Annotated in this window: 22 protein-coding genes and 2 tRNA genes; 5 read left to right on the top strand and 19 right to left on the bottom strand. The window is 68.3% G+C overall.

The features are described from left to right. Positions 1–136 precede the first annotated feature (136 nt). The 6 genes from EF387_RS17900 to EF387_RS17875 form a co-directional block, all read right to left on the bottom strand. Positions 137–871: a class E sortase gene (locus tag EF387_RS17900; protein WP_128377548.1), complete on the bottom strand. Its 735-nt coding sequence runs from the start codon at positions 869–871 to the stop codon at positions 137–139. 79 nt (positions 872–950) lie between these two features. Then, positions 951–2,378, bottom strand: a complete 1,428-nt coding sequence (locus tag EF387_RS17895; protein ID WP_238431569.1) for a class E sortase — start codon at positions 2,376–2,378, stop codon at positions 951–953. Further along, entirely contained in the window at positions 2,375–3,013 is a 639-nt protein-coding gene (locus EF387_RS17890) for an aminodeoxychorismate/anthranilate synthase component II (protein WP_128377547.1), read from the bottom strand. The genes EF387_RS17895 and EF387_RS17890 overlap by 4 nt, the downstream gene beginning before the upstream one ends. Next, positions 3,010–3,207: a hypothetical protein gene (locus EF387_RS17885; RefSeq protein ID WP_162467154.1), complete on the bottom strand. Its 198-nt coding sequence runs from the start codon at positions 3,205–3,207 to the stop codon at positions 3,010–3,012. Before EF387_RS17885 ends, EF387_RS17890 begins: the two co-directional genes overlap by 4 nt. A 17-nt stretch (positions 3,208–3,224) precedes the next feature. Then, positions 3,225–3,953, bottom strand: a complete 729-nt coding sequence (locus tag EF387_RS17880; protein WP_128377659.1) for a class E sortase — start codon at positions 3,951–3,953, stop codon at positions 3,225–3,227. Positions 3,954–4,024: 71 nt separating this feature from the next. After that, positions 4,025–4,804 carry a DUF881 domain-containing protein gene (locus EF387_RS17875; protein WP_128377546.1) on the bottom strand — a complete coding sequence of 260 codons (780 nt, stop codon included), beginning with the start codon at positions 4,802–4,804 and terminating at the stop codon, positions 4,025–4,027. A 138-nt stretch (positions 4,805–4,942) separates the two neighbouring features. Here EF387_RS17875 and crgA point away from each other — a divergent pair, with 138 nt between their 5' ends. Next, entirely contained in the window at positions 4,943–5,197 is a 255-nt protein-coding gene (gene crgA, locus EF387_RS17870) for a cell division protein CrgA (protein ID WP_128377545.1), read from the top strand. Positions 5,198–5,607: 410 nt separating this feature from the next. On the opposite strand, the gene EF387_RS17865 is transcribed toward crgA, so the two are convergent. After that, positions 5,608–6,504 (bottom strand): rhomboid family intramembrane serine protease, encoded by an 897-nt coding sequence (locus EF387_RS17865; protein ID WP_128377544.1) that lies wholly within the window; start codon positions 6,502–6,504, stop codon positions 5,608–5,610. Between the two features lie 193 nt (positions 6,505–6,697). Next, entirely contained in the window at positions 6,698–7,231 is a 534-nt protein-coding gene (locus tag EF387_RS17860) for a peptidylprolyl isomerase (protein ID WP_128377543.1), read from the bottom strand. A gap of 388 nt (positions 7,232–7,619) precedes the next feature. Here EF387_RS17860 and EF387_RS17855 point away from each other — a divergent pair, with 388 nt between their 5' ends. Beyond that, a complete protein-coding gene (locus EF387_RS17855) occupies positions 7,620–8,327 on the top strand; it encodes a DUF5324 family protein (protein WP_128377542.1) in 708 nt (235 codons plus the stop codon). A 334-nt stretch (positions 8,328–8,661) separates the two neighbouring features. Here the strand turns inward: EF387_RS17855 and EF387_RS17850 are convergent. After that, a tRNA-Ala gene (locus tag EF387_RS17850) sits at positions 8,662–8,734 on the bottom strand. Positions 8,735–8,917: 183 nt separating this feature from the next. Here EF387_RS17850 and EF387_RS17845 point away from each other — a divergent pair. Together EF387_RS17845 and EF387_RS17840 are read left to right on the top strand one after the other, a co-directional pair. Next, entirely contained in the window at positions 8,918–9,466 is a 549-nt protein-coding gene (locus EF387_RS17845; RefSeq protein WP_128377541.1) for a helix-turn-helix domain-containing protein, read from the top strand. A gap of 405 nt (positions 9,467–9,871) precedes the next feature. Beyond that, complete coding sequence (locus EF387_RS17840) at positions 9,872–11,797, top strand: serine/threonine protein kinase (RefSeq protein WP_128377540.1); 1,926 nt, start codon at positions 9,872–9,874, stop codon at positions 11,795–11,797. A gap of 73 nt (positions 11,798–11,870) precedes the next feature. On the opposite strand, the gene EF387_RS17835 is transcribed toward EF387_RS17840, so the two are convergent. Both EF387_RS17835 and EF387_RS48390 read right to left on the bottom strand, forming a co-directional pair. Beyond that, the gene (locus EF387_RS17835) at positions 11,871–13,154 is read right to left on the bottom strand and encodes a hypothetical protein (RefSeq protein WP_128377539.1); all 1,284 of its coding nucleotides are present in this window, start codon (positions 13,152–13,154) and stop codon (positions 11,871–11,873) included. 278 nt (positions 13,155–13,432) lie between these two features. Then, positions 13,433–13,561 (bottom strand): DLW-39 family protein, encoded by a 129-nt coding sequence (locus EF387_RS48390; RefSeq protein ID WP_003999697.1) that lies wholly within the window; start codon positions 13,559–13,561, stop codon positions 13,433–13,435. A 324-nt stretch (positions 13,562–13,885) separates the two neighbouring features. On the opposite strand from EF387_RS48390, the gene EF387_RS17825 reads away from it, so the two are divergent. Next, the gene (locus tag EF387_RS17825) at positions 13,886–14,212 is read left to right on the top strand and encodes a DUF6344 domain-containing protein (protein WP_238431568.1); all 327 of its coding nucleotides are present in this window, start codon (positions 13,886–13,888) and stop codon (positions 14,210–14,212) included. A 166-nt stretch (positions 14,213–14,378) separates the two neighbouring features. Here EF387_RS17825 and EF387_RS17820 read toward each other — a convergent pair. The 8 genes from EF387_RS17820 to dnaN all read right to left on the bottom strand — a co-directional run bounded on the left by EF387_RS17820 (position 14,379) and on the right by dnaN (position 24,564). Next, positions 14,379–14,455, bottom strand: a tRNA-Ile gene (locus EF387_RS17820). A gap of 317 nt (positions 14,456–14,772) precedes the next feature. Beyond that, on the bottom strand, positions 14,773–15,516 hold the full coding sequence (locus tag EF387_RS17815; RefSeq protein WP_128377537.1) for a DUF3566 domain-containing protein: 744 nt from the start codon (positions 15,514–15,516) through the stop codon (positions 14,773–14,775). Between the two features lie 16 nt (positions 15,517–15,532). Beyond that, positions 15,533–18,118: a DNA gyrase subunit A gene (gene gyrA, locus EF387_RS17810; protein ID WP_128377536.1), complete on the bottom strand. Its 2,586-nt coding sequence runs from the start codon at positions 18,116–18,118 to the stop codon at positions 15,533–15,535. Between the two features lie 42 nt (positions 18,119–18,160). Then, on the bottom strand, positions 18,161–20,227 hold the full coding sequence (gene gyrB / locus EF387_RS17805; RefSeq protein ID WP_128377535.1) for a DNA topoisomerase (ATP-hydrolyzing) subunit B: 2,067 nt from the start codon (positions 20,225–20,227) through the stop codon (positions 18,161–18,163). Between the two features lie 284 nt (positions 20,228–20,511). After that, a complete protein-coding gene (locus tag EF387_RS17800; RefSeq protein WP_128377534.1) occupies positions 20,512–21,081 on the bottom strand; it encodes a DciA family protein in 570 nt (189 codons plus the stop codon). Next, positions 21,078–22,199: a DNA replication/repair protein RecF gene (gene recF, locus EF387_RS17795; protein ID WP_128377533.1), complete on the bottom strand. Its 1,122-nt coding sequence runs from the start codon at positions 22,197–22,199 to the stop codon at positions 21,078–21,080. The genes EF387_RS17800 and recF overlap by 4 nt, the downstream gene beginning before the upstream one ends. 178 nt (positions 22,200–22,377) lie before the next feature. Next, on the bottom strand, positions 22,378–23,379 hold the full coding sequence (gene gnd, locus EF387_RS17790; protein WP_420802588.1) for a phosphogluconate dehydrogenase (NAD(+)-dependent, decarboxylating): 1,002 nt from the start codon (positions 23,377–23,379) through the stop codon (positions 22,378–22,380). A 54-nt stretch (positions 23,380–23,433) separates the two neighbouring features. Then, positions 23,434–24,564 (bottom strand): DNA polymerase III subunit beta, encoded by a 1,131-nt coding sequence (gene dnaN / locus EF387_RS17785; protein WP_128377531.1) that lies wholly within the window; start codon positions 24,562–24,564, stop codon positions 23,434–23,436. Between the last annotated feature and the right edge of the window lie 405 nt (positions 24,565–24,969).

Genomic DNA, 24,969 nt, shown 5'->3' with positions numbered 1-24,969 from the left:
TCGGAGAGGGGGCCGGGGCCTTCCCCGTACCGGGGCCGTCGCCCGTCGACCCGTCCAGCGTCCAGCATCAAACGGTCGCCCCAGTGGCCCATTTGGCCCATCGGCGGCGGCCTGTCGGCCCGTCGCTGAGCCGCGGCTAGCGCAGCTCCACCGGCGGCGTCCGCTTGCTGTTCACCTTCTCGACGCGCACCAGCTCGCCCCACACCACGTACCGGTAGCGGGAGGTGTACACGGGTGTGCAGGTCGTCAGGGTGATGTAGCGCCCCGCCTTCGTCTTGCCGGACTCCTTGGGGATCGGCTGGAGGACCTTCACGTTGTACTTCGATGTCTCCGGGAGGATCGCGTACACCTTGTAGACGAACCAGTCGTTCTTCGTTTCGAAGACGATCGGGTCGCCTTTTTTGAGCTTGTCGATGTTGTGGAACTTGGCGCCGTGCCCGTCACGGTGCGCGGCAAGGGTGAAGTTGCCCGTCTTGTCCTGCGGCAGGGCGGACTTGATCGGTTCCGTGTAGTAGCCGGCCACACCGTCGTTCAGGACCTCCGACGAGGTGCCCTTCTCGACCAGCACCTCACCGTTGCGCATCGCCGGCACGTGCAGGAAGCCGATGCCGTCGCCGGTGTCCAGCTCTCCCGGGGCTTCGTTCTGGGAGGCTGCCCAGTCGTCGCGGACCCGGTCGCCCTGCCGGTTCGCCGCACGGTCGGCGAGCACGTTCGTCCACCACAGCGAGTAGACGACGAACAGGCCGAGCACCAGGCCCGCCGTGATGAGGAGTTCACCGAGGAGGCTGACGGCCGCCGCGATCGGGCCGGGCCTTCGGCGTCGTAGTACGGACGCCTCCACACGCCCCTCCTGCTCGGTGGTCGCTGCCACTGCATCTGCCCCGTCTGTGCGTGTGCTCGTACTGGATGAGCGCCGCTTGAGCGCTGTGGGGCGCGTCGTCCCGGTGCTGCTACCGGATGAGCGCGTCCGGTTTGCCCTTGCTGCGTGGGCGTTCCTCGACCATCTTGCCCCAGACGATCAACCTGTACTTGCTGGTGAACTCGGGTGTGCAGGTCGTCAGGGTGATGTAACGGCCCGGCCCGGTGAATCCCGAGCCCTTGGGTATCGGGTCGAGCACGCTGGTGTTCTTGGGAGAGGTCACCGGCAGCACCGACGTCATCTCGTAGACGTAGTACGTGTCCTGTGTCTCGACCACGATCGGGTCGCCCGGCTGCAGCTTGTTGATGTACCGGAACGGCTCACCATGCGTGTTGCGGTGCCCGGCGACGGCGAAGTTGCCGGTCTTCGCGTCCGGCATCGCGGTCGGAATGCTGTCCTCGCCGTAGTGGCCGACCATTCCGCGGTCGAGCACCCGCTTCTTGTCGATGCCCTCGGCGATCGGCACGACCACGTCCAGCTTGGGGATGTCCATGATGGCGAAGCCCTGGCCCGGCTCGAACGCGCCGGGGGCCCGCTTGCCCGAGGCCCAGTCCTGCTGGAGGTTGTTCGCCTCGGTACCTGCCTGCTGATGCGCGCGGTAGTTCGTCCACCACAACTGATAGCCGACGAAGAGCAGCATCAGCACACCCGTGGTGATGAACACCTCACCGATGGCGCGGCTGACGACAACCCCAGCGCTCGGCTTCTGCGCCCGCGCGGCCCGTCGTGCCTCCATGCGTGACCCGGGCGGCGCCACCGTCCCCGAGAACGCCTCGGCTCCCGCGACCGTCTCATGCGCCCCGCCGTGCCGTCCGTGGCGCCTGGCGGCCTTCCTCCGGGCCGCACGGCCACCCTGGGAGGTTATGGACTCGCCCTCCCCCAGCCCCTCCTGGAAGGCCTCCAGAGGGGAGCCAGCGATCCGCAGCGAGACCGTCTCCTCGTCGATCGGAGGGAGATCCGGCTCTTGGATGCCATGGGCGGGTGTGGAGTCGGGGAGCTGGTACGCCGACATGGACGGGCGGGACGCGTGGGCCACGTCGGTCGGGTACCCGTCCCCGGACCGCGGGCCCGGCAGCGGCTGCTGAAGGTTCTCGTACTGCGGGCGGCCCGGCCGCCCGTACACCGGCGGGTTCTCGTCCTGCGTGGCCCGCGGCTCCGCGTACGCGTGCTGCGCGCCGCCCTCGTACCGGGGGATCGGGCCGGTTCCGCGCACGGACGACAGGCCGTCGGGGCCCGTAGGAGCCGTCAGGGACTCGACAATGCCGTCTGCCGCCGCCTCGAACGCGCCCGGAGCCCTCTGGGCGCCCGAAGCGCCTGGAGCGCCCGCAGGACCCGGAGCGCCCGGAGCACCCGGAACCTGGAACGAACCGGAGACGCCGTACGGCCGCTGCTCGTACGGGGTCCCGTCCGATCCGGGTTCCTGGTATCCGGATTCGCGCTCGGGGCGCAACGCGGTCACGCCGTGGCCCTGCCCACCACCGGGGTCAGCCCCGCAGATCTCGCCACGGCGCCCTGGTCACCGCACTCCGCCAGCCAGTTGGCGAGCATCCGGTGACCGTGCTCGGTCAGTACCGACTCCGGATGGAACTGCACTCCCTCGACCGGGAGTTCACGGTGCCTCAGGCCCATGATGATGCCGTCGTGCGTACGGGCCGTGACCTCGAGCTCGGCCGGGACGGTCTCCGGTTCGGCGGCCAGCGAGTGGTAACGGGTCGCGGTGAAGGGAGACGGCAGCCCGGCGAAGACGCCCAGGCCGGCATGCTCCACCAGCGAGGTCTTGCCGTGCAGCAGCTCGGGCGCGCGGTCCACGACACCGCCGTACGCCACCTGCATCGACTGCATGCCGAGGCAGACCCCGAAGACGGGGACCCCGGTCGCGCCGCAGTGCCGGACCATGTCGATGCAAACACCTGCCTCCTCGGGGGTGCCGGGGCCCGGGGAGAGCAGCACCCCGTCGAAACCGTCCTGGGCATGCGCGGTCGACACTTCGTCGTTGCGCAGCACCTCGCACTCGGCGCCCAGTTGGTACAGGTACTGGACCAGGTTGAAGACGAAGCTGTCGTAGTTGTCGACGACGAGAATCCGCGCGCTCACTGGTTGTCCACCGTCACATCGTTGAAGGGCAGCAGCGGCTCGGCCCAGGGGAAGACGTACTGGAAGAGGACGTACACGACGGCGAGGGCCAGCACGAGCGAGATCAGTGCCTTCACCCATGCGTTCCCCGGCAGATGCCGCCAGAACCAGCTGTACATGCCGTCCCTTCCGTCGTACCACGGCACCACACTCACGCCGTACCGCCACCAGACTAACGGCGCAGGGCCTCCGGTTTCCCTGCCTCCACGGGCCGGGTCGAGTCAAGATGGGCCCATACGATCAGCCGGTGGCTGCGCCCCCACTCCGGCTCGCATGTCGTCAGCGTGAGGTAGCGGCCCGCCCGCGTGTAGCCCGACTTGCGCGGCACCGGGTCGATGACCTCGATGTCCGTGGGCACCGTCTTGTAGGGGCCGGTGTCGATCCGGTACGTGAACCAGGTCGTGCCATCGGTCAGCACCACGGCGTCGCCGCGCTTGAGCTTGGGGAAGTCCTTGAAGGGGTCGCCGTACGTGCGGCGATGGCCGGCCACCGCGAAGTTGCCCTGCTGACCGAGCTGGGCCGTGCGCGCGTAGTGGCCGAGCCCCTTCTTGAGGACTTCGGTGCCGGTGCCTTCGAGCACGGGCTTGTTCCACGTGAAACCAAGGCGGGGGATGTACATCACGGCGAACGCCTTGCCGTTCTCGTAGGGGCCCGGCGGCGCTGGGGCGGCGCCGGGCCCCGGCGACCCCGCCGGGCTTCCGCTTCCGCCGCCCTGGGCGGAATCGGCGGGGGTCTGCCGGGCCGCGCCCTTCGCCCACTTGTTCTGCAACTGCTCGATCTGGCGGTTCATGTCGGCGTCCGCCTTCACGCCGGTCCAGAACAAGACGTAGACCACGAACAGCACAATCAGGGTGCCTACGGTGATGCACAGTTCACTGAACGTCCTGACGAGCACTCGCAGCGACACGGGTCCCCCAGCGGCAGCTACTCCACGGGCTTGTGTTCCGCGGCTCTACCCGGGCCTGCCCGGCCCTACTCCGCGGGCTTCGCGTACTGGAGATCCACTGTGCCCGAGTAGCCGGGAAGAGTCACCGTCCCGTCCTCGGTGACTTTCCAGCCGAGTCCGTAGACATTGACGTAGACCATGTAGTTCTGGATCGCCGGGGAGGCCGAGAGCGCCTTCTGCAGTTTCTCCGGGTCTCCGACCGCCTGGATCTTGTACGGCGGCGAGTAGACACGGCCCTGCAGGATCAGGGTGTTGCCGACGCAGCGCACGGCGCTGGTGGAGATCAGCCGCTGGTCCATCACCTTGATGCCCTTGGCACCGCCCTGCCACAGCGCGTTCACCACGGCCTGCAGGTCCTGCTGGTGGATGACCAGGTAGTCGGGCTGCGGCTCGGGGTAGCCGGGGAGCTTGGCAGTGGCGTTCGGCGGGGCGTCGTTGAGGGTGACCGTGATCGCTTCGCCCTTGAGTTTCTGGGTGCCCGCGTTCTTTTCCAGCGCGGTCAGCTCGGCGTCCTCGGAGGCTGAGCGGCCGTCGTCGCGCTCCGCGAGCGCATCGACGTCGTCACGCAGTGCCGCGTTGGCCTCGTCGAGCTCTCCGTTCTTGTGACTGCGCTCCTGGATGAGGTCGGAGAGCTTCAGCAGCGAGGTGTCGGTGCGGATGTTAGTGCCCTTGGCGGTGTTGAAGCTGGTGAAGAAAATCAGCCCGGCCAGCGCGAAGACGCCCACGGTCAGTACCCGAACAGGCCGGAAACGCCCGCTACGGGCGGGACTGGAACCGGTCCCGGGGGAGTCGGCAGAATTGCTCAACGTACCCTTATCTCCTTCGGCGCGGCGGAAGCACTACGCTAACGGACGCCCGGGGGAGCACTAAGCGTCCCCTTACGCTGCCCCGGACTCGCCCCGCACCCTGCGCGGCCACGCAGCGCATCGACAGGAGAGACCCTCGTGCCGAAGTCACGTATCCGCAAGAAGGCCGACTACACGCCGCCGCCGTCCAAGCAGGCGGCGAACATCAAGCTGAACAGCCGCGGCTGGGTGGCTCCGGTCATGCTCGCCCTGTTCCTCCTCGGCCTCGCCTGGATCGTCGTTTTTTACGTGACGGACGGCTCGCTGCCCATCGATTCGCTGGGCAACTGGAACATCGTGGTGGGCTTCGGGTTCATCGCCGCGGGCTTCGGCGTCTCCACTCAGTGGAAGTAACGGCACGGTAACGCCGAACAAAGCGCAGGTGGACGGGGCTCTGGCCCAAGTTGTCCACCGAGTTATCCACAGGCTTTTTCCACAGTGGGGAAAAGGTCAGACGATCTGTGGATAACCCATCAGAGGTTGACGCCGGTATGACCGGGCCGCCGGTATCCGCAAGTCTGTTCGCCCCCTGCTCTGCCTGGGAAAACACAGGTGAGCGGCAGGGGGCACAGTTGTGGAAGCACAGCATGCACAAGATCCGCCACCCGCTGTGGACAACTGTGTGCGCTACCTGCAGTAACCCTCGGCGGGGCCGCACCCGAGGCTCGCCCCGTCTCATATGCCGGGCAGCCTCGATCGCTCAGACAAGCCTGGGAGACCGGCACCGAGATCGGCCTCGACTGCTCAGACTCGACTTCGACTGCTCAGATCAGCTGGCCGTTGCGTACGACCGTCAGGACGATCACCGCGGCCAGCACCACCGCGCAGGTGCCGTACTGGATCAGTGCCCTGCGCTTGCGCGGCGCGTTGACCATCGCATAGCCGACCACCACACCGGCGACGAGTCCGCCGATGTGCGCCTGCCAGGCGATGTTGAAGGCGGGGCTGAAGGTGAAGATCAGGTTGATCACCAGCAGGGCGACGACCGGCCGCATGTCGTAGTTCATGCGCCGCATCAGCACGGCGGTCGCACCGAACAGCCCGAAGATCGCCCCGGAGGCACCCAGCGAGAACCCGTTGGGCTCCGCGAGGAGATACGTCAGAGCACTGCCGGCCAGCCCGGAGACCATGTACAGGGTGAGGTAGCGGGCACGGCCGAGCGCGGCCTCGAGCGGGCCGCCGATCCACCACAGGCTGAGCATGTTGAAGATGATGTGCATCGCGCTGCCGTGCAGGAACATCGAGGTCAGCAGCCGGTACCACTGCCCTTCCGCGACGCCCTCCAGCGAGCCGAGATCCGGCACGTAGGCGCGCCCGATCAGGGCGAAGCTGTGGGTGAACCTGTCCCCGGCCACGAGCTGCACCAGATACACGGCGAGATTTGTGACCAGCAGGATCTTGGTCACCAGCCGCGGATCCGAGGTGACGGTGCCGCCGGCGAGCGTCCTGGGCCGGGCCGCGTCCGGCGCGTGCCCGGTGCCCGATCCACCCCGCACGCACTCGGGGCACTGGAATCCGACCGAGGCGCTGACCATGCACTCGGGACAGATAGGCCGCTCGCAGCGGGTGCAGCGAACGCCCGTCTCCGTACCCGGGTGCCGATAGCAGGTGGGCAGGCTCTGGGCGTCCTGCGGCCCCTGTGAGCTGCCGGCCTGGTCCATGGGGTCCCCTCAATCTCCGTACGACTGCACATGGCGGCCTCGGCTCAACGCACCGCCCCGCCCATCCTTTGTACGGACGGGCGGGGCGCTTTGGTTCCCTGGCGGGCGTGGGCCCGCCGTACGAGACAGTGCCCAGGCGGCCGCGGCGGAGCCGGGTGGCTCGGCGTGGCCGGACGGCTCGGGCCGCAGGGGCTCAGCCCTGGCGGGTCTCCACGACCACCGTCTCGATGACCACGTCGTTTACCGGGCGGTCGGTGCGCGGATTCGTCTTGGTGTTGACGATGGAGTCCACGACCTTCTGGCTGGCCGTGTCGGTGACCTCGCCGAAGATGGTGTGCTTGCGGGTCAGCCAGGCCGTCGGCGCGACGGTGATGAAGAACTGCGAGCCGTTGGTGCCCGGGCCGGCGTTGGCCATGGCCAGTAGGTAGGGCTTGTTGAACGCGAGATCCGGGTGGAACTCGTCCTCGAACTCATAGCCCGGGCCGCCGGTGCCGTTGCCCAGCGGGTCCCCGCCCTGAATCATGAAACCGCTGATCACCCGGTGGAAGACCGTGCCGTCATAGAGCTTGTCCGTGGACCTCTGGCCCGTTGCCGGGTTGACCCACTCGCGCTCGCCCTGGGCGAGCTCGACGAAGTTACGGACCGTCTTGGGCGCGTGGTTCGGCAGGAGCCGTACTTCGATGTCGCCGTGGTTGGTCTTCAGGGTGGCGTAAAGCTGCTCAGCCACGATGTGCCTTCCGTTGTCCTCTGTGACTCCCCGATCCTCGCACGGACCGCGCCGCACGTCGCCCGGCCGCCCTATACCAAGGGAGATCGGCTGTACGCGCGGGCAGAAAACCGGCCGAAGTACGCCCGAAAGTGCCCGCCTCCCGGCTATCCGTGGCATTGTCGTCGCCAGGTCCCGTTGCACGGTATTTGACTGCCATTGGTTCGTTGGTAGCCGTGAGGCCGCCATTGACCCGAGTTCATCCGGAGTCATGGCTCATGACCCGGATGCCCGCGCTCGCATGCCCCGCCGCGCCACGACAGGCATGATCCCGTTAAGGGTGGAAAGGTGAACTGTGTCTTTCTGGGGGGCGAGACCCCCCACGTACGCCACCGAGGAGGAGGATCCCGTGACCCGCATCGACAGCGTGCGCGCCGCGAGCAGCTCGGCGAAGGACAGCGTGCGGCACGCCGCGGAAGCGGTGGCGCCCTACGCCGACACCGCCAAGGACCGGGCCGCGCAGTACGCGCACGAAGCACGCGTACGGCTCGGCCCCAAGGTGTCGGCCGCCGCATCGCAGGCCGCCGAGCAGGCCCGCAGCACGTACGACGCCCGTGTCGCCCCTCGACTGAAGGATGCGCGCACCCATGTGCCACCGAAGGTCGATCACGCGGCGCACGAGGCGGCGATCCGTACCCGCAAGGCGGCCCGCCAGGCCGCCGACTACTCCCGCCCCAGGATCGAGCAGGCCGTGGCCGCTGCCGGTCCGGTGCGCGAAGAGGCGGCGGCGCGCAGTGCGGCGGCGCTGGCTGCCCTGCGTGGTCAGGTCTCCGCGAAGGACGTCCGCAAGCTGGTTCGCCGGCAAGAGCGCCGCGCCCGCGCCGGTCGCCTTGCCAAGGGCCTGGCGATGCTGGGCGCCCTCGCGGGCGGCGCCTACGCCGCCTGGAAGTGGTGGGACAAGCAGGCCAACCCTGACTGGCTGGTCGAGCCGCCCGCGGCCACCGAGATCTCCGACACAGGACGCCTCTCCTCGGTGGACGGCTCGGCACTCGATCCCGAGGTCCAGGCCAAGGAGGCCGCGGAGGCGGAGGCGGCTGATCGCGACGACCGCCGCTGACTCTCAATGACGCTGTGGGGCGAGCGACTTGATGTCGCTCGCCCCACAGCGTTGTTTCACGTGGAACACGTCCCCCGACGCCTCCAGCACATGTGCCGCACGAACCGGACGAAAGTCCATGGACATCGTGTGAAGCTTTCGCGAATGTGTACGTTGACGCTCCCCACCCCCCAACGATCTGGATAACCACGTTTTCAGACGTGCCCGTAAACGATCGCAATCGCGACGACGAGCTTCCTTGTCAGGCCGTTTCCCGCCACGCGATCCGCACGGAACGGCAGACAAAAAGCCCGGCCCGGACGTCCTTGGGACGCCCGGGCCGGGCTGTGTCGAGTGGAGCCAAGGGGAGTCGAACCCCTGACATCTGCCATGCAAAGACAGCGCTCTACCAACTGAGCTATGGCCCCTGGAGGGTGGCCCCCGACGGGGAAAACCCCTCGTCGACAACCGCCGGGAACCAGAGTACCGGGTCCCAGGGGGGATCTCGCAAAAAGATTGGGGGTCCCAGTTAACGACCACTCTCCGTAAGATGCTCGACGTGGTTCGCTACAGCGAACCGCCGTACTTGGGGAAGCGATGGGGAGACGCACATGGACGCCGCACAGCAGGAAGCGACCGCGAGAGCACGGGAGCTGCAGCGGAACTGGTACGGGGAGCCTCTGGGCGCGCTATTTCGCAGGCTCATCGACGATCTGGGACTTAACCAGGCTCGCCTCGCGGGGGTTCTCGGCCTGTCGGCGCCCATGCTGTCCCAGCTGATGAGCGGTCAGCGCGCCAAGATCGGCAACCCTGCGGTCGTCCAGCGCGTACAACTGCTGCAGGACCTGGCGGGGCAGGTCGCCGACGGCAGTGTGAGCGCCGCCGAGGCGACCGAGCGGATGGACGAGATCAAGAAGTCTCAGGGGGGCTCGGTGCTCAGCAACACCACTCAGACCACGAGCAGTTCGGGTGCGCCCACGGTCAAGCGCGTGGTCCGCGAGATCCAGTCGCTGCTCCGCTCGGTGGCCGCCGCGGGGGACATCATCGACGCCGCCAACACCCTCGCCCCAACCCACCCGGAACTGGCAGAGTTCCTCCGGGTCTACGGCGCGGGCCGCACCTCCGACGCGGTGACCCACTACCAGTCCCACCAGAACTGACCACTGCGACTCGGCACCGTCCCCTCCCCGGCTCCCACCGACCACCTGACCACCGGGACTGGGGGGAGACGGGGACGGCCCGGGCCGAAACGGGGCGCGGGCTCCCGGTCGGGGCCAGAATGCGGGCTCTGGGACGAGGCGAGCGGGCAGACTCCGGGTCGACGTGAGCAGGGAGGCAGCGGAAGTCCCGCCTCTCGTGGATTGCCGCGGGAGGCAGCCGCTGAGACCGTCCGACGAGCCCAGCGCCGAAGGATCACCGTGCCGAGGCCTGCTCCTGGGGCGAGGCCGGCCGAAGGCCGTCGGCCCAAGGACCGTCGGCCGGAGCGCGGAACGCCGTCCAACCGGATGCCGGGCGCCTCGCAAGGGGTGCCGGGCCGACCGCCGAAGGGGGAGCGACGCACGACCATGGGTGAGGTCTTCGCCGGACGGTATGAACTGGTCGACCCCATCGGGCGCGGGGGAGTCGGTGCGGTCTGGCGCGCCTGGGACCATCGGCGGCGCCGATATGTGGCCGCCAAGGTACTGCAGCAGAGCGATGCCCACTCGCTGCTGCGCTTCGTGCGGGAACAGGCGCTGCGGATCGACCACCCGCATGTGCTCGCTCCCGCCAGCTGGGCCGCCGACGACGACAAGGTCCTGTTCACCATGGACCTCGTAGCCGGCGGCTCGTTGGTCCACCTGGTCGGGGACTACGGTCCCCTCCCGCCGGCCTTCGTGTGCACCCTGCTGGACCAACTGCTCGCCGGACTCGCCGCGGTGCACGCCGAGGGCGTCGTGCACCGGGACATCAAACCCGCCAACATCCTGCTGGAGGCCACCGGCACGGCCCGGCCAAGGCTGCGGCTGTCCGACTTCGGCATCGCCATGCGCCTGGGGGAGCCCCGGCTGACCGAGACCAACTACGTGGTGGGAACGCCGGGTTACTTCGCCCCCGAGTCCATGCTCGGCGCCGAGCCGGACTTTCCCGCCGACCTCTTCGCCGTGGGCCTGGTCGCCCTCTACTTGCTCCAGGGCGCCAAACCCGATGCCAAGGCCCTGATAGAGCACTTCGCGGACCATGGCACGCCGAGTGCCCCGCAGGGCGTACCGGAGCCTCTCTGGCAGATCGTCGCCGCGCTGCTGGAGCCCGATCCTCAGGCTCGATTCCGCACGGCCACCGGCGCTCGCAAGGCCCTGGCCTCGATAGCCGACCTCCTCCCGGAGACGGGCCCCGACGACGAACAGATCGAGATCTTCGACCAACTCGGCCCTCTGCCACCGGCGTTCGGACCTGATGGCCCACTGACGACCGTGAGACAGGCCGACGGCCGCACGGTTTCCCACGACGTCGCCACCGAGGCCGGTACCGGTGGAACGCTGCCTGACGCGGATCCCCGTTCGCCCGAGTCGGCGTCGCGACCGGCGTGGCCCGGCGGAGCCTCGCCCCCGGCCGGCCCTGTCTTGGGCGCAGCTCCTCCACCTGGGCCCGATCCACAGTCTGGCTCGATGTCCACGGACACCGACCGAGCAGTGCCCGGCATGCGCACCAGCTCTCGTACGGACACCAACGTCGTCAGCCCCGCCGACCTCCCGCCGGACACGGGGCCCGGCACAGTCCAGCCCCCAACCGACGGCGGGACCGTCCACACCGGCGCCGGACCGCAGGACGAGGGACCGCTGCGGCCCATCTCCGGGTCCGGCCCAGGCGAGGGCCTCATCGGTGCTCCCCCGACCACGTCCTACGACCCGCCCGGGCCGGCCCCCATCACAGAGGCGTCGGACTCCGCCCCAGCCGTCGACAAGCCGCCTACCGATCCCAGCGGGCAAGACAGCCCTCCCGGGCAACCGCGCACCCTTTCGGGCACTGACAGCTTCCGCCTTCCCCCTCCACCGTGGCCCGCTCATCCCGGCCCACAGAAGCAACACCAGCCACAGCCGCAGCGGTACCCAAAGCAGCAGAACTCTCCAGACCAGCAGCACTACCCGGGGCCACAGAACTACCCAGCGCATCAGAACCGCGAAGGCCGGCAGAAATACCCGGAGCAGCCGCCCACTCCCCCGACGGCCACCGTGCTGCCCGCTCCCGCCTACGGAACCGTGGAATTCGGAATCACCGATTCCCCCGCCGCGTCCACGCACGTGACCTCCCCCCACCAGCACTCCGCGGGCTCCGCCGCCTTCGCTTCTACTGCTTCATACACCGCTCGAGTCGCAGAGGTTCCCACCCCGCAGCAGGCCACCGCTCGGCACCGCGCCAAGCCCCCCGGTCCGCCTGCGAAGGTGGCCGTGCCGGTGCTGCTGTTCGCGCTGATCTGCTTCGCCGTGGGGTTCTGGGCCCTGTTCAGGATCTGATCCGTTCCTGATCAGGAACGGATCAGGAACTGTCCGGCCAAGATCCGGCAACGGCCGGGTCCGCCTCCGCCCCTCAGCCCCGCTGCGCGCCGGCGGCGCGTCGTCGGGCCACCAGCGTCCACACGCCCAGGCCGGCCACCAGGACCACGCCGGTCCCGATGCCGCCTGCGGCCAACAGCTTCATCGCCGTCTTCTCGTCCCTGGGCCCGGCTTGTTCCGACCCGCTCGCCGCCGCTTCCCGGTCGCCCGCCGATACCTCGAACACATCGCGGGGCTCTGCCACGCCGTCGTACGACGGCCCGCTCTGTGCCGTCCCGCTCACCCGTACCCGCAGCGTCAGCCCGAGGGGACCGTCACCGAACTTCTCGGCCACCTCCGGGCTGAGGTGGAGCACCAGGTAGTACCACCCTGCGAACCGCATCGCGCTGGTCCTGTCGGCGAGGGCGTAGCGGTTCTCGTACCGGACCGGCGGCAGCGGCTCCAGCCCCGCCGTCCTCTGACTTCCGCCGTACGCGGCGCCGACGTCGTCCACGAACCCGCGCACCGGGTTGTAAAGCTGCATGACCAGCGCGCTGCCCACGATGCCGTCACCGCTCGACGTACCCAACTCGGCTGTGGTGTGCAGCTGCTGTCCCCAGTCGACGGGCACCCGGTAGAAGAGCGTCTGCCCCGCCCCGATCCGGCCCGTCCAGACTCCCTGCCCCAGTGCCCGGGCGTCGCTGAAGCCGGTACCGCCGGGACGGCTGCGTGGCTCTCCCACGAGCGCCTCGGGAGAAGCCGAGTCCCATGTCTTGGGGGCGACGGTCGGACCGCCGCTCCGCACGGCAGGTTCGGAGACGTACTGGAGCTCGAGGTTCCATCTGCCGGGCGCCGAATCGGTGCCACTGGTGCGCTCGACGAGCATGTAGTAGGTGCCGGACGTCCGGCAGGTCGACTCATCCGGTCCGATACTGACCGAGGACCAGGCGGTGATCGGTCGCACGCCGGCCGTCGCGCCGAACCTCGCGTTTGCGGACTCACCGGAGAAGCAGCGGTGTCCGTCCCCGTCCTGGATGGACACCTTGATGCCGTCGGCATACGAGACCGTCGCCGCCGGCCCGGGCACGGCGGTCGCGGATACGTACGCCGTCTCCCGAGAGTCCAGTTCGAGGCGGTAGTAGAGCTTGCCGTCGAAGGGGATGGAACTCCGATATGTGGCACCGGCGTTGAGCTGCTCGGCGTCGGTGGTGCTCTGCGCACCCTCGATCGTCCGAGCGTCCGGGGCATAGCTGTACGGGCCCGGCGTGTCGGCGACCGCGGTATGCACAGGCAGCGCGGCTACGCCCAGGGCCACCGTCGCGGCCAGAGCGCGCCTCAAGACCGTACGCCGCCCCATCACGCGCCCCCTCGTCACCGATCCGGATCACCAGCCCCCGCTTGGGATCACCGGCCCGACCGGGTACGGAACCCCCGGCCGCGAGCCGCCACGCGGCCATCCTGCCCCGCACGCCACCTCTCCACCCCTCAAATTCGCCAATGCAAGTAATCCGTTCGCTAAAGCGAAAGGGGGTGCCTCCAGGCAGCACCAAGCCCCGAACAGCACGAAGCCCCGACCGCAACCGCGGTCGGGGCTTGCTAAGAGAGTGTGGTCGGTACTCACGAACCCGTGGGCACGGAGTCAGTCGCCTCCGTCCACAGATCCTGCTCGGCGCGATCCGCCTGGATCTGGCGGTACACGAGGAGCCCGCCGATGGCGGCCAGTGCGACCAGGAGAAGCTTCTTCACCGCGCGACCTCGTCTTTCCTTGACGTAGGGGACCTCTGGCGCCCGACTATACACACCGTTCGAGACCGATCGGTGACCTCCGTCGGACCCCAACTCCCGTCCGGCACCCAGCGATCCATCCCTCACCAGGCTCTTCGCCTCAGAGTGAGCAATCACCACACAACGTGACAAACATCGCTCATCGCATTTCCGGGCCCTTTGCCCCCATCCGAGTGGTGTTCATCGGAAGATCAATGCGCCACGGGCGTCGTTCCTTCGCTTTGGTCCCCACATACACATCATGAGGAAAGTACGCAAATCCCCCTGATCCGAAAGTGAGGGACCATGGCCCGCGCCCAGGTCATGAAGCTGTGGACCGTCATCGTCACCGCCTTCCTCGCGCTCTGCACGGCGCTGGGACTCGGCAAGCCGGCCGCCGCCGCTCCCGTACCCCAGGCCGAGGTCCCGCGCAAGAGCGCTCCGCTCCGCTGGGCCTGGTCCTTCGTCCGCTCCCTCCCGCCCACGATGAAACAGCGCATCCGCGCCGAGGCCCACGGCTCCTCCCCCGGCTGCCGCCACCGCTCGCCGACGGCCCAGGACGAGGACGGCATCCGCCTCCCTGCGCGTGAGTCCCTCGCCGCGGCCCTGACAGGGCGGCACGCCTTCCCGTAGCGCCTCTCACTCCCGTAGTGGCCCTTCAATCCCGCAGCCGCCCCTACCCGGTACGGCTCCGCTCCGGGCGACCCTCATGAGCAGGTCAGATTTGCGTACTACGCCACGCATGAAGACGTACGCATGAACAAGACCCCCAACCGTGATCGGTTGGGGGCCTACGTACTGGTGGGGCTAACAGGATTTGAACCTGTGGCCTCATCCTTATCAGGGATGCGCTCTAACCAACTGAGCTATAGCCCCGCCGCGCTCTGCGGTGTAGTCCCGCGCGCTGACCTCTGAAGATTAGCGCACGACGCGGCCAGTCCCAAAATCGATAGTTCCAGGGCCGCTCGGTTCCCGTTCAGAGGCACCGGCGGCCCTGGTCCTTCGGCCTTGAGGGGCCGTCCCGGCCGTCCCCGAAGCGGTTCGGAGCGGTTCGGGAGGCGCTGCAGAGGTGCTTCAGAGGTGCTCAGACGTGGTCCCGGAGTATCCCGGTGGTTCCGGATAGTCCGGGAGCGCTCTGAAGCCGTTCCACGGGGTCCCAGGAGCGAGTTACCGCAGGACCTCCGCAGGACCCTTTACTCGTCTTCCGCGAGCGTCAGCTCCACGCCGCCCACGAAGCCGGCGGAGAGGTTGTAGATGAAGGCGCCGAGCGTCGCCAGCGCGGTGGCGAGGACGACGTCGATGACCGCGATGATCGAGGTGAAGATGAGCACGCGCGGCAACGACAGGAACGACTGCAGGTCGAAACCGTTGGACTCGTTCGAGCCGGTCGCCTCGGAGATCGTGCCGCCGACGGTCGAGAAGACGCCCATCGCGTCCATGACCATCCACAGCACCGCGGCCGCGACAATCGTGCAGATGCCGAGCGCGATGGAGAGCAGGAAGCTCACCTTCATGACCGACCACGGATCGGCCTTGGCCACACGGAGCCGCGCCTTGCGTGTACGAGGCGTCGTGCTCGCCCCCGTGCGGGGCTTGCGAACCGCTCCGGGGCCCGGGGACGGCTGGTACGCCTGCGGCGGGTGGTACGGCTGTGAGGGCCCCTGCTGAGGCTGTCTCTCACCCGGCAGCGCCGAGCCCGGCGCAGCGGGGGCAGCTGGGGGAGCGGGGGCAGCTGGGGGAGCGGGCGGCGCGCCCGGCGCCGGAGCCGGCCCGGCAGCGTACTGCTGCGCCTGCGGGCTTCTGCTGTCGGTCACGGTTCCCCTCTGGGATTCCTTGGAGTCCGAGGCGTCCCCGTGGGTCGCGTCGGTGGCGGGGCCACGGCCGCCGTCGGTCTCGGTACCGGTACCGCTCGTTCCGGCGCCCGTGGCTCCACTCACGATGACTCACTCCTCGCTACTCGACCGGGGGTCGAGTGCCCTCATCCGTGCCGTCGACCGGTTCGCCGGCGATCGGCTCGTCGACGTCACCGTCGACTTCCTCCGCCTCACGACCGGCCTCGGCGTTACGAGCGATACCGACCACGGCATCGCGCTTGCCCAGGTTGATCAGTTGGACGCCCATGGTGTCACGGCCCGTCTCCCTGACCTCGTTGACCCGCGTACGAATCACGCCGCCGGACAGCGTGATGGCGAGGATCTCGTCGGTCTCCTCCACCACCAACGCGCCGACGAGAGAACCGCGATCCTCCACGATCTTGGCGGCCTTGATACCGAGGCCGCCACGTCCCTGGACGCGGTACTCGTCGACGGCGGTCCGCTTCGCGTACCCGCCGTCCGTGGCAGTGAACACGAACGTACCGGGTCGAACAACATTCATCGAGAGCAGTTGGTCGCCCTCGCGGAAACTCATGCCCTTGACACCCGAGGTGGCACGGCCCATGGGACGCAACGCCTCATCGGTGGCAGTGAACCTGATCGACTGTGCCTTCTTGCTGATCAGCAGCAGATCGTCCTCTGCTGAAACGAGTTCGGCACCGATCAGTTCGTCGTCCGAACCGTCCTCCGTCTCACGGAGGTTGATCGCGATGACACCGCCGGAGCGCGGCGAATCGTAATCCTTCAAAGACGTCTTCTTCACGAGGCCGCCCTTGGTGGCGAGCACCAGGTAGGGCGCGACTTCGTAGTTGCGGATCGCGAGGATCTCGGCGATCGTCTCGTCCGGCTGGAAGGCCAGGAGGTTCGCGACGTGCTGGCCGCGCGCGTCCCGTCCGGCGTCGGGGAGTTCGTACGCCTTCGCGCGGTAGACGCGGCCCTTGTTGGTGAAGAACAGCAGCCAATGGTGCGTCGTCGACACGAAGAAGTGGTCGACGATGTCGTCTTCCTTGAGCTTCGTGCCGCGAACGCCCTTGCCGCCGCGCTTCTGGGCCCGGTAGTCGTCGGTCTTGGTGCGCTTGACGTAGCCGCCGCGGCTGACCGTGACGACGATGTCCTCCTCGGCGATCAGGTCCTCCATGGACATGTCGCCGTCGAAGGGCACCAGCTGGGTGCGCCGGTCGTCGCCGAACTTCTCGACGATCGCGGTGAGTTCCTCGCTGATGATGCCACGCTGGCGGACCGGCGAGGCGAGGATCTCGTTGTACTCGGTGATCTTTGCCTGGAGTTCGTCGTGCTCCTGGACGATCTTCTGGCGCTCCAGGGCGGCGAGCCTGCGCAGCTGCATCTCGAGGATGGCGTTCGCCTGGATCTCGTCGATCGTCAGGAGGCCCATCAGGCCCTCGCGTGCGATCTCCACCGTGTCACTGCGCCGGATGAGGGCGATGACCTCGTCGATGGCGTCCAGGGCCTTCAGCAGACCGCGCAGGATGTGCGCCCGCTCCTCGGCCTTGCGCAGCCGGAAGCGCGTACGGCGGACGATGACCTCGATCTGGTGCGCCACCCAATGGCGGATGAACGCGTCCAGCGACAGCGTGCGCGGCACGCCGTCCACCAGCGCCAGCATGTTGGCGCCGAAGTTCGTCTGCAGGTCTGTGTGCTTGTAGAGGTTGTTCAGGACGACCTTGGCAACCGCGTCCCTCTTGAGCACGATCACGAGCCGCTGGCCGGTGCGGGACGACGTCTCGTCACGGACGTCCGCGATGCCGCCGATCTTGCCGTCCTTGACCAGGTCGGCGATCTTCTGCGCAAGGTTGTCCGGGTTGACCTGGTAGGGGAGTTCGGTGACCACCAGGCACTGGCGGTTCTGGATCTCCTCCACCTCGACGACCGCGCGCATGGTAATCGAGCCGCGGCCGGTGCGGTAGGCCTCCTCGATGCCCTTGCGGCCCACCACCAGGGCGCCGGTCGGGAAGTCGGGGCCCTTGATGCGCTCGATCAGGGCGTCCAGGAGCTCCTCGTGCGAGGCCTCCGGGTTGTCCAGATACCACTGGGCGCCGGCCGCGACCTCGCGGAGGTTGTGCGGCGGGATGTTGGTGGCCATGCCGACCGCGATGCCCGCCGAACCGTTGATCAGCAGGTTCGGGAAGCGGGACGGCAGGACGGTCGGCTCCTGGGAGCGGCCGTCGTAGTTGTCCGTGAAGTCGACGGTCTCCTCGTCGATGTCACGGACCATCTCCATCGACAACGGCGCCATCTTGCACTCGGTGTAGCGCATGGCCGCCGCCGGGTCGTTGCCGGGCGAGCCGAAGTTGCCGTTGGAGTCGACCAGCGGCATCCGCATCGACCACGGCTGCGCGAGGCGGACCAGTGCGTCGTAGATCGAGGAGTCGCCGTGCGGGTGGTAGTTGCCCATGACGTCGCCGACGACACGGGCGCACTTGTAGAAGCCCCGCTCGGGCCGGTAGCCGCCGTCGTACATCGCGTACAGGACGCGACGGTGCACGGGCTTGAGGCCGTCCCGTACGTCGGGCAGCGCGCGCGAGACGATGACGGACATCGCGTAGTCGAGATACGAGCGCTGCATCTCCGTCTCGAGCCCGACGGGCTCGATTCGCAGGGTGTCGCCCTCGTCCGCGGGTGTGGTGGGGGTGTTCTCGTCGGCCATTGCCGGTGGAGATCCTTTCTGCTGCGGTCAGCTGAGGCCGACTCAGATGTCGAGGAAGCGGACGTCCTTGGCGTTGCGCTGGATGAACTGGCGGCGCGCTTCGACGTCCTCGCCCATCAGCACGGAGAACAGGTCGTCCGCCTGCGCGGCGTCGTCGAGCGTGACCTGGCCGAGGACGCGGTGGTCGACGTCCATCGTCGTGATGCGCAGCTCCTCGGCGTTCATCTCGCCGAGACCCTTGAAGCGCTGGACCGAGTCGTCCCTGATCCGCTTGCCGTTCTGCCGGCCGAGCTCGATCAGCGCGTCGCGCTCCCGGTCCGAGTACGCGTACTGGAAGTCGTCCCGACCCCACTTGATCTTGTACAGCGGCGGGCGGGACAGGAAGACGTGCCCGGCCTCGACCAGCGGCCGCAGGAAGCGGAAGAGGAACGTCAGCAGCAGGGTGTTGATGTGCTGACCGTCGACGTCGGCGTCCGCCATCAGAATGATCTTGTGATAGCGGAGCTTCTCGATGTCGAAGTCCTCGTGGACTCCGGTACCGAAGGCCGAGATCAGAGCCTGGATCTCCTGGTTCTGCAGGATCTTGTCGATCCGCGCCTTCTCGACGTTGAGGATCTTGCCCCGGATCGGAAGGATCGCCTGGTACTCCGGGTTGCGGCCGGACTTGGCCGAGCCACCTGCCGAGTCACCCTCGACGATGAAGATCTCGCACTTGGTCGGGTCGTTCGACTGGCAGTCGCTGAGCTTGCCGGGCAGCGACGCTGTCTCCAGCAGGCCCTTGCGGCGGGTGAGGTCGCGCGCCTTGCGGGCCGCCACGCGCGCGGTGGCCGCCTGGATGGACTTGCGGATGATGTCCGCGGCCTCGTTCGGGTTGCGGTCCAGCCAGTCGGTGAGGTGCTCGTGGACGACCTTCTGGACGAAGGTCTTCGCCTCGGTGTTGCCCAGCTTGGTCTTGGTCTGGCCCTCGAACTGGGGCTCGCCCAGCTTGACCGAGATGATCGCGGTCAGACCCTCGCGGATGTCGTCACCGGTGAGGTTGTCGTCCTTGTCGCGCAGCAGCTTCTTGTCCCGCGCGTAGCGGTTGATCAGACCCGTCAGCGCGGCCCGGAAGCCCTCTTCGTGGGTGCCGCCCTCATGCGTGTGGATGGTGTTGGCGAACGAGTAGACGCCCTCGGTGTAGCCGTTGTTCCACTGCATGGCGACTTCGAGGGAGAGGAGCCTGTCCTTGTCCTCGGCATCGATGTCGATCACGGAGGGGTGCACCACGTCTCCCTTGCGGGAGTTGAGGTACTTCACGAAGTCGACGATGCCGCCCTCGTAGTGATATGTGACGGTTTTCACCTCGGCGACGTCGTCCGCGCCGGCCTCGTCCGCACCGGACGTCGCCTTCGCCGACTCACGCTCGTCGGTGAGCTTGATCGTCAGACCCTTGTTGAGGAACGCCATCTCCTGGAAGCGCCGCGAGAGCGTCTCGAAGGAGTAGTCGGTCGTCTCGAAGATGTCCGGGTCGGCCCAGAAGGTGACCGACGTGCCGGAGTCCGTGACGGGCTCGTGCTTGGCGAGCGGGGCCGTCGGGACGCCCACCTTGTAGTCCTGGGTCCAGCGGTAGCCGTCCCTCTTGATCTCCACGGAGACCTTGGTCGACAGGGCGTTCACGACGGAGACGCCGACGCCGTGCAGACCGCCGGAGACCGCGTAGCCGCCGCCGCCGAACTTGCCGCCCGCGTGCAGCACGGTCAGCACGACCTCGACGGCGGGCTTCTTCTCCACGGGGTGCATGTCCACCGGGATGCCACGGCCGTTGTCGACGACGCGTACGCCGCCGTCGGCGAGGATCGTGACGTCGATCGTGTCGGCGTGCCCGGCCAGCGCCTCGTCGACTGAGTTGTCGACCACCTCGTACACGAGGTGGTGCAGTCCGCGCTCACCGGTCGAGCCGATGTACATGCCGGGTCGCTTGCGGACCGCGTCCAGACCCTCGAGGACGGTGATGGCGCTGGCGTCGTACGACGAGGACGGGGCCTCGGCGTTGTCGCCGGCGTCGGTGGACGGGATGTTCTCGTTGGGGTTGCCGGAATCGGCCACGAAGCGCCCTTTCTGGCACAGCACAAGCCAGGCTCCCGGCGGGTGACCGGAGCGGCTGCAGCATGTTGCGTCGGTAAGCCTTGATCAGCGTTGCACAGTGTTTCCGTGACTGGTCCCGCACAGGAGCGGGATTGTCTTCCAGTCTACCGGTAGCGCCGACAGTGGTGGGGGTTTGCCGGTACCTGAGTCCGCATGTGCCGCCCTGAACCGGTCTCGAAGGACTCCCCATATGCGGGGCGGGGCTCCAAGAGGCTCACGGAGGCACTCAGCGCTTCGAGGTGTCAACTCCCGGCAACCGCCCTGGGAGCTCAGCCGTAGGTGTCCCCGGGACCCGTGCTGCCGGGGGCGCGAAGCGGGCCGAAGCGGTGCGAGGGGCCGCCGGGACCCTGGACCTTGATCAGTCGCACCGCTCCGTGCCCGAGGTCCTCGTTCAGGCGTGCGACCAGCCGCGGAGCCAGCAGCCGCAGGTTCGTCGCCCACACCGTGGAGTCGCAGCGCACCGTCAGGACCCGCTCGTCCTCGTCGTAGCGCTCCGGCACGCAGTGCTTGGCCAGGTCGTCACCGACGATCTGCGGCCAGCGGCCCATCACCCCGCCGACGGCCGCCGGCGTCTCCCAGCCGCGCTCCGTGATGAGCCGGTTGATCGCGGCTCCGAGCGCCATCGGGTCCCGTCCGTCGGCACGCGCGCCGGAGCGCAGACCGCCGCGCCGCGCCTGCTTCTTCTGCCGCGTCGCGTCCCCACGCGCGCGTGCCGCCTCCTTGGCCGCCCTCAGTGCCACGCGCGCGAGGTCCACGCCAGAGGGCTCGGGGGTCTTCCCGGCGGGTTTTCCGGCCGGCTTCCCGGAGCGCCCTTCGGATCCGGGCTCTTCGATGGTCATGCGCGCTCCACTGTGCCGTCCGACACGGTGTACCGCGTCCCCGTCAGGACGTGCGGTACGTCGTCGTCCACCGCCGCGGTCACCAGGACCTGCTCACCCGGCGCGACCAGCTCCGCCAGGCGCTCCCTGCGGCGGGTGTCCAGCTCGGCGAAGACGTCGTCGAGGACGAGGACCGGTTCGTTGCACTCGGCCCTCAGCAGGTCGTACGAGGCCAGCCGCAGCGCCAGCGCGTACGACCAGGACTCGCCGTGTGACGCATATCCCTTCGCGGGCAGTTGGCCGAGCTTGAGCAGCAGTTCGTCCCGGTGCGGGCCCACCAGGGTCACGCCGCGCTCGATCTCCTGCTTGCGGGCCTCGGCGAGGGCGGCCATCAGCTGTTCGAAGAGGTCATCACGCATGTGGGCCTCGCCCGGTGCGGAGGGCCGGTACTCCAGCGCGATCGGTCCGCCGCCGGGGGCCAGCTGCTCGTACGCCTTGTCGGCCAGCGGCTGGAGCGTGGCGATCAGGTCGAGGCGCTGGGCGAGCAGTTCGGCGCCCGTGCGGGCGAGGTGCTGGTCCCACACGTCCAGCGTGGACAGGTCCATGGAGCGTCCACCGTGGCGGCGGGCCAGCGCCGCCGATTTGAGGAGCGTGTTGCGCTGTTTGAGAACGCGCTCGTAGTCGGAACGCACACCCGCCATGCGCGGAGCGCGCGCCGTGATCAGCTCGTCCAGGAAGCGCCGGCGCTCTCCGGGGTCACCCTTGACCAGGGCGAGGTCCTCGGGCGCGAACAGCACGCTGCTCACTATGCCCAGCACATCACGCGGTCTGACCTGCGAGGATCGGTTGATCCGGGCACGGTTGGCGCGCCCCGGGTTCAGCTCCAGCTCGACCAGTTGCCGACGCTCGCCCTGCTGGACCTGAGCCCGGATGATCGCGCGCTCGGCGCCCATGCGAACGAGCGGCGCGTCCGAGGAGACCCGGTGGCTGCCGAGGGTGGCGAGGTAGCCGACCGCCTCGACGAGATTGGTCTTGCCCTGCCCGTTGGGACCGACGAAGGCGGTGACGCCCGGGTCGAGCGGAACTTCGACCCGGGCGTACGAGCGGAAGTCGGCCAGCGACAAATGCGTGACGTGCATGGTCGTTCGCCGACCTCCCCCAACGTGATGCTTCGCTTCCCCGGCCTGTCCACGGCCTGTGGAAAACCGGGCCGTTCCCGAGGATGCCAGGGCGTTAACCCCAGGCTGTGGATTACTTCCGCCAGGCCTTCCCGGACTTCCGGGCCTTCCCTGGCTTTCCGTCTATCGCCTGCTCGACCTACTCGGCCTTCTCGACCGCGTGGCCGCCGAACTGGTTGCGCAATGCCGCAATCATCTTCATCTGAGGCGAATCGTCCTGTCGCGACGAGAACCGCGCGAAGAGCGACGCGGTGATCGCGGGCAGCGGGACGGCGTTGTCGATGGCGGCTTCCACGGTCCAGCGGCCTTCGCCGGAGTCCTGTGCGTAGCCGCGCAGCTTCTCCAGGTGCTCGTCCTCGTCGAGGGCGTTGACCGCGAGGTCGAGCAGCCAGGAACGGATCACGGTGCCTTCCTGCCAGGAGCGGAAGACCTCGCGTACGTCGGTGACCGAGTCCACCTTCTCCAGGAGTTCCCAGCCCTCGGCGTAGGCCTGCATCATCGCGTACTCGATGCCGTTGTGGACCATCTTCGCGAAGTGCCCGGCGCCGACCTTGCCGGCGTGCACCGCGCCGCGGTCGCCCTCGGGCTTCAGCGCGTCGAAGATCGGCTGGACCTTGGCGACGTTCTCGGCGTCACCGCCGTACATCAGCGCATAGCCGTTCTGCAGGCCCCAGACGCCGCCTGAGACCCCGCAGTCCACGAAGCCGATGCCCTTGGCCGCGAGTTCCTCGGCGTGCTTCTCGTCGTCCGTCCAGCGGGAGTTGCCGCCGTCCACGACTACGTCGCCGGGCTGGAGGAGCTCGGCCAGTTCGTCGATCGTCGACTGGGTCGGCGCACCGGCCGGGACCATCACCCACACCACGCGCGGACCCTTGAGCTTGCCCACAAGTTCCTCGAGGCTGTGGACATCGGCGAGATCCGGGTTGCGGTCGTATCCGATGACGGTGTGACCAGCGCGGCGTATCCGCTCGCGCATGTTGCCGCCCATCTTGCCGAGGCCGATGAGACCGAGCTCCATCAGTGTGTTCCTTCGCTGACGACGTGGTGTGGAAGCACTTTCGTACCCGCGACCGAGCCTAAACCGGGGGGTACCTCCCACGCCTTTCGGGCAGTGGGGGAGCTTGTGCACACCTGTGGGCATACGCGCTCATACGTATGCCCCGTCGGCGTCTCCCGGGTGCGCCGTGTGCCGGGCTCAGCCCGACAGACGCACCGGCATGATCAGGTACTTGTACGCCTCGTCGGCCTCGGCGTCCACGGCGGGCTTGCCGCTCAGCAGCGCGGGCTTGGTGGACGTCGTGAACGAGAGCTGGGCCACCGGGGAGTCGATGGCGCTCAGGCCGTCGAGCAGGAACGTCGGGTTGAACGCGATCGAGATGTCGTCGCCCTCCAGCTGTGCGTCGACCCTTTCCACAGCCTGTGCGTCGTCGCTGGATCCGGCCTCCAGGGTGAGCACGCCCTGCTCGAAGCTGAGCCGCACCGGGGTGTTGCGCTCGGCCACCAGGGCCACGCGCTTGACGGCCTCCACGAACGGGGCGGTCTCGATGACGGCCACGGAGTTGAATTCCGTCGGGAACAGCGTCCGGTACTTCGGGAGGTCGCCCTCCAGCAGCCGGGTCGTCGTACGGCGGCCGGCGCCCTCGAAGCCGATCAGGCCCTCACCGGCACCCGAGCCGGACAGAGCGAGGATCACGCTGTCGCCGCTGGTGAGTGCCTTGGCGGTGTCCAGGAGCGTCTTGGCGGGGACCAGGGCGACCGCGGACGCCTCCGGATTCTCCGGCTTCCACAGGAACTCGCGGACCGCGAAGCGATACCGGTCGGTGGAGGCCAGCGTGACCGTGTCGCCCTCGATCTCGATGCGCACACCGGTGAGGACGGGCAGGGTGTCGTCGCGGCCCGCGGCGATGGCGACCTGGGCGGCGGCCGCGGCGAAGACCTCGCCGGGGACCGTGCCCGTGGCGTTCGGCATCTGCGGCAGCGCCGGGTACTCCTCCACAGGCAGGGTGTGGAGTGTGAACCGCGAGGAACCGCAGACCACGGTCGCCCGTACACCGTCTGTGGAAATCTCCACCGGCCGGTTGGGGAGGGCACGGGAGATGTCCGCCAGGAGGCGGCCGGAGACGAGGACGGTGCCCTCTTCCTCGATCTCCGCCTCCACCGAGACCCTCGCCGAGACCTCGTAGTCGAAGCTGGACAGGCTCAGCGCGCCGTCCTCCGCCTTCAGCAGAAGGCCGGCGAGCACAGGCGCCGGCGGACGGGCCGGAAGGCTGCGTGCCGCCCAGGCCACTGCCTCCGCGAGTACGTCGCGTTCCACCCGGATCTTCACCGTTGCCGCCTCCGTCTGTTGCCGGCGCTCTCGCCCTACTGGTCTTCCTCGTCTGACTCGGTGTCGCTCGCCCCGGTGGGGGAAGGACGCCGGGGACCAGTCTGACGCACGGCACTGACAGTCGGTGCCCCTCGGGGTCAAGTCGTGCCGAGCGGCAGATGAGCCGCCGAGCGCGAGTTGTGCACAGCCCCCGCTTCCAAACGATTCCCGAGCTTTCTCTAGGTGGGAGTAGTAGTAGGGCCTGTGGATACCGTGGATAACCACGAATGCGCAGGTCAAGCCCCGTTTTTTGTCCACTGGCCCTGTGGGCGGAGACGGTGGACAACCGGGGTCGTCTGTGGAGAAAGAAAAGTTCTGCACACCCGATGCACAGGCTCGGGGCACTTCTCCCCAACTGCGTCCCCA

This window comes from Streptomyces cavernae, from assembly GCF_004023625.1.
GTDB lineage: Bacteria > Actinomycetota > Actinomycetes > Streptomycetales > Streptomycetaceae > Streptomyces > Streptomyces cavernae.
The sequence above is the reverse complement of the archived record's forward strand: the minus strand, read 5'-3'. Positions and strand labels throughout refer to the sequence as shown.